Source organism: Petrotoga olearia DSM 13574 (assembly GCF_002895525.1).
Classification (GTDB): domain Bacteria; phylum Thermotogota; class Thermotogae; order Petrotogales; family Petrotogaceae; genus Petrotoga; species Petrotoga olearia.
In genome coordinates this window covers 199,269-205,696 of the sequence record NZ_AZRL01000021.1, presented here as the reverse complement: position 1 = coordinate 205,696, position 6,428 = coordinate 199,269, and the positions used below count along the sequence as shown (strand labels likewise).

Genomic DNA, 6,428 nt, shown 5'->3' with positions numbered 1-6,428 from the left:
AGCGGGGTGAAAGGGCGCTAAAACTAGTATATATTTTTTATGGAGAGGAAGTTATATGCAAACAAAAAACATTTTAGATTTTGAATATTCAGATTTACAAAGTTATTTGCTTAATGAAATAGGACTTGAAAAGTTCAGAACCGATCAGATTTGTGATTGGATTTACAAAAAAAGGGTTTTTGATTTTGAGTTAATGACTAATTTGTCTAAAGACGATAGAAAAAAGCTCAGCGATAATTTTAAGATATCAATGCCTAATATTATTAAAAAACAGGTTTCAAAGATAGATGGAACGACTAAGTATCTTTTTGAGTTAGAGGATAAGAACACCGTTGAAGCGGTAATTATTTACTATCCTTCAAGAACGATAGCTTGTATATCAACACAAGTTGGCTGCCCATTGAAATGTTCGTTTTGTTCTACAGGACAAAGCGGTTACGTTAGAAATTTATCGACAGGTGAAATCATCGGCCAATTGTTGGCTATGGAAAAAGATAAAGATATGGATGTAAAAAACGTTGTATTCATGGGAATGGGTGAACCATTATTAAATTTTAACAACGTTGTTCAAAGCATAGAGATCTTAAACCATTCAAAGATGAAAAAATTAGGAGCGAGACATATCACTATTTCAACTGCCGGAATACCTCACAAAATTGAAGAATTAGGTGATTTGACCAAAGAATTTCGACTTTCTGTTTCACTTCATGCACCTACAAATCTACAAAGAGACCAAATAATGCCAATAAATCATAAATATCCTGTTGAGCAGGTTATTCAGTCTTGCCGTATTTATCAGAAAAAAACAAAAAAGAGAGTTACTTTTGAGTATATACTGATAAAAGGATTTAATGATTCAAAAGATGACGCCTTAAAATTAGTAGAACTGTTTGGTGATTTGAAGGTAATGGTTAATTTAATTCCTGTCAATGCAAATCCGGCGGGGTTTGAAAAGCCTTCAAAAAGATTCATTCAAGTTTTTTTAGATACTCTCATAAACAATGGAATTGATGCCGTTGTGCGAGCTGAGAAAGGTAGCGATATATTAGCTGCGTGCGGTCAATTAAGAGGCAGAGAATTAAAAGAAGTTAACAGGTGAAAATAATGGTTAAGATAAGAAAAATAATAAAAAATTTGATATTTTTTGTTCTGGGGATACTTTCCTCAGGAATATTTGCCTTTTTTTTCATGACTGTTTTTGCTAACAGTTCAAATACAGTAGAGGTTCCTTATTTAATCGGAGAAGATAAAAAAGTAGCAGTTGCTTCTTTAGAGGAATTAAAACTAATTCCAAACGTAGTAGGTAATGGGGAAAAGGTTCTGTATACCGATCCCGAACCTGGTACAAAGGTAAAAGAAGGGCATCACGTGATTGTTCAAATGAGAGAGATGAATACTCTGAAGATTCCAGATCTGATAGGAATACCTTCTGGAGTAGCAAGACAGTTCCTAAGTGAGTACAACATAGCTTTTGAGATTAGAAGTCAATTAACTTACAAGTCTGAAGAAAACGATGTGGTACTGAATATGTCTCCAACACCAGGGAATAATTATAGTGGAGAAAAGGTGATTCTCTATATTGGTGAATATGAAGGGAGTAATCAATGAGTTGGAGAAGGGGTATAGTCGTTAGATTTCATTCGGATATGGTAACCGTTCAAGATTTAGAAACTAATCAAAAAGTTAACTGTTTCCTACCTGGCAGGTTTAAATTACAGAAGATTCGACCAATTGTTGGCGATTATGTAGAGTATTCCAAGGACCAAAATTATAGTTATGGAAGAATCGAAAACATTTTAGAGAGAAAAAATGAATTGTACAGACCTAGGGTAGCTAACCTGGATAAGCTTGTTTTAGTTACCTCAATTAAAGAACCTCAAGTAGATTTCATAATAATCGATAAAATCATAGTTCTCGCTGAAAAAGAGAATCTGGATGTAGTCATAGTGTTAAACAAAACAGATTTACTTGTTAGTGATGAAGAAAGAAAAGATATGGAAAAATTCATAGAAATATATGGTAAAATTTATCCTGTAATTCCCACATCGAAAATAACGAAAGACAATTTAGATAGATTAAAGTCCTATTTAAAAAACAAAGTATCAACCTTTGCTGGACCCTCTGGAGTTGGGAAGTCTAGTTTATTAAATGTTTTAGACCCAAAATTGAAACTTCGAGAAGGAGAAATTTCCAAAAAATTAGGTAGAGGTAGACATACTACAACGTATGCTGAACTACTTTATTTTGATTTTGGAGGATACATAGTCGATACACCGGGTTTTTCGAGTTTAGAGTTGAGAGGAATAAAAAAAGACGAACTAAGGCACTATTTCAAAGAATTTTTAGAATTCAACGGTTTTTGCCAATTTTCTAACTGTTCCCATACCGTCGAACCTGGTTGTGCAATTAAAGAGGCTGTAGAAAACGGGCAAATTTCATTTAGTAGGTATACCAATTATTGTCAAATATACAAAGAAATAGAAGACAGTTCACTAAAATTACAATAGGGGTGTTTCAGTTTGATAAAAATATATCCTTCCATTTTAGCTGCGGATTTTTTGAATTTAGCTCAAGAGATAGAAAAAGTTTCTAAAGCATCTGATGGAATACATCTTGACATTATGGATGGTGTGTTTGTTCCAAACATTACTTTTGGTTTTCCGATAGTAGAATCTATTAGAAAAAAATTTAAAGATATATATTTAGATGCTCATTTGATGATTGTTGAACCTGATAAATATTTAGAAAAATTTTCTGAGTATGTGAATGGTATAACTATACATTATGAAACGGTGGTACATCTTCATAGAACCATATTAAAGATCAAAGAGTTGGGATGTGAAGCGGGTGTTACTTTAAATCCGCATACTCCGGTGTCACTTTTAGAAGAAATTCTTCCGTATGTGGATAAGGTGTTGATTATGTCTGTCAATCCAGGGTTTACTGGACAACATTTTATAGAAACCACTTACGAAAAAGTAAGAAAATTGAGAAAAATTTCAGATGAAAAAGGTTTGAATGTTGAAATAATGGTTGACGGAGGAGTGAATAAAAAGAACATTGGATTACTTCACCAAAGTGGTGTTAACACTTTTATTATTGGTGCCAGTGTGTTTTATTCTGAAAATCCTTCACAAGAGATAATTGAACTAAAAAAGGCGGCTGAAGATTTTGATTGAGGTGTATTTGGCTACATCAAACAGAAACAAGGTTAGGGAAATCAATGAAATTCTTGAAGATATAGACATAAATGGAAGTATTACTGTAAAATATATATTTGATGAGATAAAAGAGGATAATTTTGAAGTAGAAGAATATGGTGAAACTTATGTAGAAAATTCTGTCATTAAAGCCTGGGCTTATTCAAAATTAATAAGAAAGCCCGTTTTTTCTGATGATTCTGGTTTGTCTATAATTTCACTTGGAGGATTTCCAGGCATAAACTCTGCAAGGTTCATGGAAAATGAATCCTATGAGCAGAAAATGAAGAAATTGCTATCAATGTTGGAAAATAAAAAAGACAGGACCGCTTATTTTGCTTGTGCAGCCACATATTTTGATCCAGAAAAAAATATTTTGGTGAGTTGTCAAGAAGAAGTTTATGGTAAAATAGCCTTTGAGATAAGAGGGAACAAAGGTTTTGGTTATGATCCAATTTTTATTCCGGATGGTTACGATTATACTTTTGGAGAATTAGGTAAAGACATAAAAAATAAGATAAGTCATAGGTCAAAAGCTATAAAAAGCTTGCTTCTTTTGCTGAAAAGTGCTAAAATATTAGAAAAATCCGAATGATTTTTTATAATATTGATTCATTATAGATATTTTTTGGGTTTTATGGTATAATAACGTTGAAGTTCTATAGAATGAGGATTTAAGTATCTTTATCTGTGAAAGGGGGAATGTTTGTGAATAAGAAAGATTTAGTTGATGCTTTTGCAAAGAAAGCTAACGTAACAAAGAAAGACGCAGAAAGTTACATTGATACTTTTGTTGATGTAGTATCTGAGGCTTTAAGTAAAGGGGAAGAAGTTAAGTTAGTTGGTTTTGGCACTTTCAAAGTTCAGAAGAGGGCAGCTAGAAAGGGTGTTAATCCACAAACCGGAAAAGCTATTAAGATCCCAGAAAAGATGGTTCCAAAATTTGTTCCAGGTAAAGAATTGAAAGATATAGTGAAGTAAATTCCAAAAAACGGGCAGGTTTCCTGCCCGTTTTTTTGATAAAGATGTGATCATATTGGAGGGTTGTCATTGATTTGGGCAATTTCGGATATCCATGGTATGTACGATTCTTTAATTTCACTTTTGAAACAAACACAGATAAAAGATTCTGACACAGTAATTTTTCTTGGTGATTATGTGGATCGAGGGCCTTATTCAAAAAAAGTATTGGATCTTTTGATAGCTTTAAGCAAACAGAAAAATCGGATCTTTCTAAAAGGGAACCATGATGATATGATGGTAGACTATTACCAAAAAACTCATGAATATGGTGATGGTGTATGGTTTTACAATGGAGCATTATCGACAATTAGAAGTTTTGATAATAATATCGGTGAGGAATATATAACCTTTTTAAAAGACCTACCTCTATATTATGAAATGGAAGTAGGAAACGAGAAATATTTGTTCGTTCATGCGGGAGTAAATCCAAACAAACCACTTTCCGAACAAAACAAACGGGATTTGCTATGGATAAGGGATGAATTTTTAGGTATGCCAGAAAGGTATAATAATTATACCGTAATTCATGGTCATACTCCAACATTTTATCTAACGGGTGAAGATAAAATATTTGTGAAAAGAGATAAGAATAAGAAAGTAATAAGTATTGATATCGACACGGGATGTGTGTATGGTGGAAAATTAACAGCCTATGGAATTTCCGAGGATAATAGAAACGTAGTTTTACAAGCTGTTTGAAAAATTGGTTTAAACTTCTTTAACCGCCTTTAATTGTCTTTAATTCCTTCTAATTCAAAATACTTCTGTTTTCTAACTTTTTCAAATAATGATATAATTAAAGTTGAATAATATCTTTTGGTTGAGGAGTGAGCCGATGATGAAAAAAATAAAAGATTATTGTAATTATTCTCAGAGCCAGATGTTGAAGCAAATTTTGGAGAATAACGGTATACAAGTATTTTTAAAATCTCCTATTGGAATAGGGGGAGAATACTTCGGTGAGGGGGTAATTTATGATTTGTACGTCGAAGATAAAGATTTTAATAGAGCTAAAGAGATAATTAGTGAGTTTGAGAAAGGAGGAATTACCTTGTCAGAGCTTAAAAAGACGCCCCTTTATGAAAGGCATAAAGAACTTGGAGCTAAGATTGGAGAATTTGCCGGGTGGGAGCTTCCATTATGGTATTCTTCTATAATTGAAGAGCACAACGCCGTTAGAAATTGTGTTGGGGTGTTTGATGTATCCCACATGGGGGAGTTGTTTGTGGTAGGGGAAGATGCTCAGAAATTTGTTAATTACTTGATTACAAATAATGTTGAAAAAATAACCAACGGCAAAATAGTTTACTCACCCATTTGTAATAAAAATGGCGGCATTTTAGACGATCTTCTTGCTTATAAGTTTAACGAAGAAAAGATCATGTTGGTAGTAAATGCATCTAATACTCAAAAAGATTTTGAATGGGTAAAAAGTCAATCTTCTTCTTTTAATGTTGAAGTTATTAACAAGAGTGACGAGTATTGCCAAATAGCTTTTCAAGGTCCAAAATCTCAGGATCAACTGCAAAAATATCTTAAAGATGTTGATCTCGATAGTATAGAATATTATTCTTTTGAAGTTATTCAACTAGAAGGTGAGGAAGTAATATTGTCAAGAACAGGATACACCGGTGAAGATGGTTTTGAGTTGTACCTACCTCCAAAGATCGCTGTAAAAGTTTGGGATCAACTTATACAACTTGCTAGTGAGGTTGATGGCAAACCATGTGGTTTGGGATGCAGGGATACTTTAAGGTTCGAGCCTAAAATGCTTTTGTATGGCAATGATATGGATGAGAATACAACTCCTTTGGAAGCAGGATTAAAATGGACTGTAGATTTTGATAAAGAATTTATCGGTAAGGAAGCTTTGGTGAAACAAAAAGAAGAAGGAATCAAAAGAAAATTAGTGGGTATGGAAATACATGACAAAATGCCTGTAAGACATGGTTATGAAATTTACGTAGAAAATGAAAAGATAGGGTTTGTAACAAGCGGTGTAAAGTCACCTACTTTAGGGAAGAATTTAGCCTTAGGTTATGTGATTAAAGAATTTTCAAAATCTGGAACTATTGTGAGTATAAAAGCTAGGAACAAGTTATTAGAAGCTGAGATTGTGAAAACTCCATTTTATAAAGGGAGTGTAAAAAGCACAAAATAAAAATCAATGCGAAGGGGCGCTTATATCAAGTTTATAAGAATAAT

The 6,428-nt window shown here is 33.0% G+C and carries 8 protein-coding genes; all 8 read left to right on the top strand.

The genetic code is table 11. The features are described 5' to 3' along the window. The first annotated feature begins 55 nt into the window (after positions 1 to 55). The 8 genes from rlmN to gcvT all read left to right on the top strand — a co-directional run bounded on the left by rlmN (position 56) and on the right by gcvT (position 6,384). Positions 56 to 1,099: a dual-specificity RNA methyltransferase RlmN gene (gene rlmN / locus X929_RS07995; protein ID WP_103067498.1), complete on the top strand. Its 1,044-nt coding sequence runs from the start codon at positions 56 to 58 to the stop codon at positions 1,097 to 1,099. A 5-nt stretch (positions 1,100 to 1,104) separates the two neighbouring features. Next, a complete protein-coding gene (locus X929_RS07990; RefSeq protein ID WP_103067497.1) occupies positions 1,105 to 1,608 on the top strand; it encodes a PASTA domain-containing protein in 504 nt (167 codons plus the stop codon). Continuing rightward, complete coding sequence (rsgA, locus tag X929_RS07985; RefSeq protein WP_103067496.1) at positions 1,605 to 2,507, top strand: ribosome small subunit-dependent GTPase A; 903 nt, start codon at positions 1,605 to 1,607, stop codon at positions 2,505 to 2,507. Before X929_RS07990 ends, rsgA begins: the two co-directional genes overlap by 4 nt. 12 nt (positions 2,508 to 2,519) lie before the next feature. Continuing rightward, complete coding sequence (gene rpe / locus X929_RS07980; RefSeq protein ID WP_103067495.1) at positions 2,520 to 3,179, top strand: ribulose-phosphate 3-epimerase; 660 nt, start codon at positions 2,520 to 2,522, stop codon at positions 3,177 to 3,179. Continuing rightward, positions 3,172 to 3,795, top strand: a complete 624-nt coding sequence (gene rdgB, locus X929_RS07975) for an RdgB/HAM1 family non-canonical purine NTP pyrophosphatase (RefSeq protein ID WP_103067494.1) — start codon at positions 3,172 to 3,174, stop codon at positions 3,793 to 3,795. Before rpe ends, rdgB begins: the two co-directional genes overlap by 8 nt. Before the next feature lie 113 nt (positions 3,796 to 3,908). Beyond that, positions 3,909 to 4,181, top strand: a complete 273-nt coding sequence (locus X929_RS07970) for an HU family DNA-binding protein (protein WP_103067493.1) — start codon at positions 3,909 to 3,911, stop codon at positions 4,179 to 4,181. A 69-nt stretch (positions 4,182 to 4,250) separates the two neighbouring features. Next, on the top strand, positions 4,251 to 4,922 hold the full coding sequence (locus tag X929_RS07965) for a metallophosphoesterase family protein (protein WP_103067492.1): 672 nt from the start codon (positions 4,251 to 4,253) through the stop codon (positions 4,920 to 4,922). Positions 4,923 to 5,058: 136 nt separating this feature from the next. Then, positions 5,059 to 6,384 carry a glycine cleavage system aminomethyltransferase GcvT gene (gcvT, locus tag X929_RS07960; protein WP_103067491.1) on the top strand — a complete coding sequence of 442 codons (1,326 nt, stop codon included), beginning with the start codon at positions 5,059 to 5,061 and terminating at the stop codon, positions 6,382 to 6,384. Positions 6,385 to 6,428 lie beyond the last annotated feature (44 nt).

Excerpts from the sequence above, each read along its gene's own strand:
- rlmN (WP_103067498.1), top strand. The coding sequence starts at position 56 with ATGCAAACAAAAAACATTTTAGATTTTGAATATTCAGATTTACAAAGT.
- X929_RS07990 (WP_103067497.1), top strand. The coding sequence starts at position 1,105 with ATGGTTAAGATAAGAAAAATAATAAAAAATTTGATATTTTTTGTTCTG.
- rsgA (WP_103067496.1), top strand. The coding sequence starts at position 1,605 with ATGAGTTGGAGAAGGGGTATAGTCGTTAGATTTCATTCGGATATGGTA.
- gcvT (WP_103067491.1), top strand. The coding sequence starts at position 5,059 with ATGATGAAAAAAATAAAAGATTATTGTAATTATTCTCAGAGCCAGATG.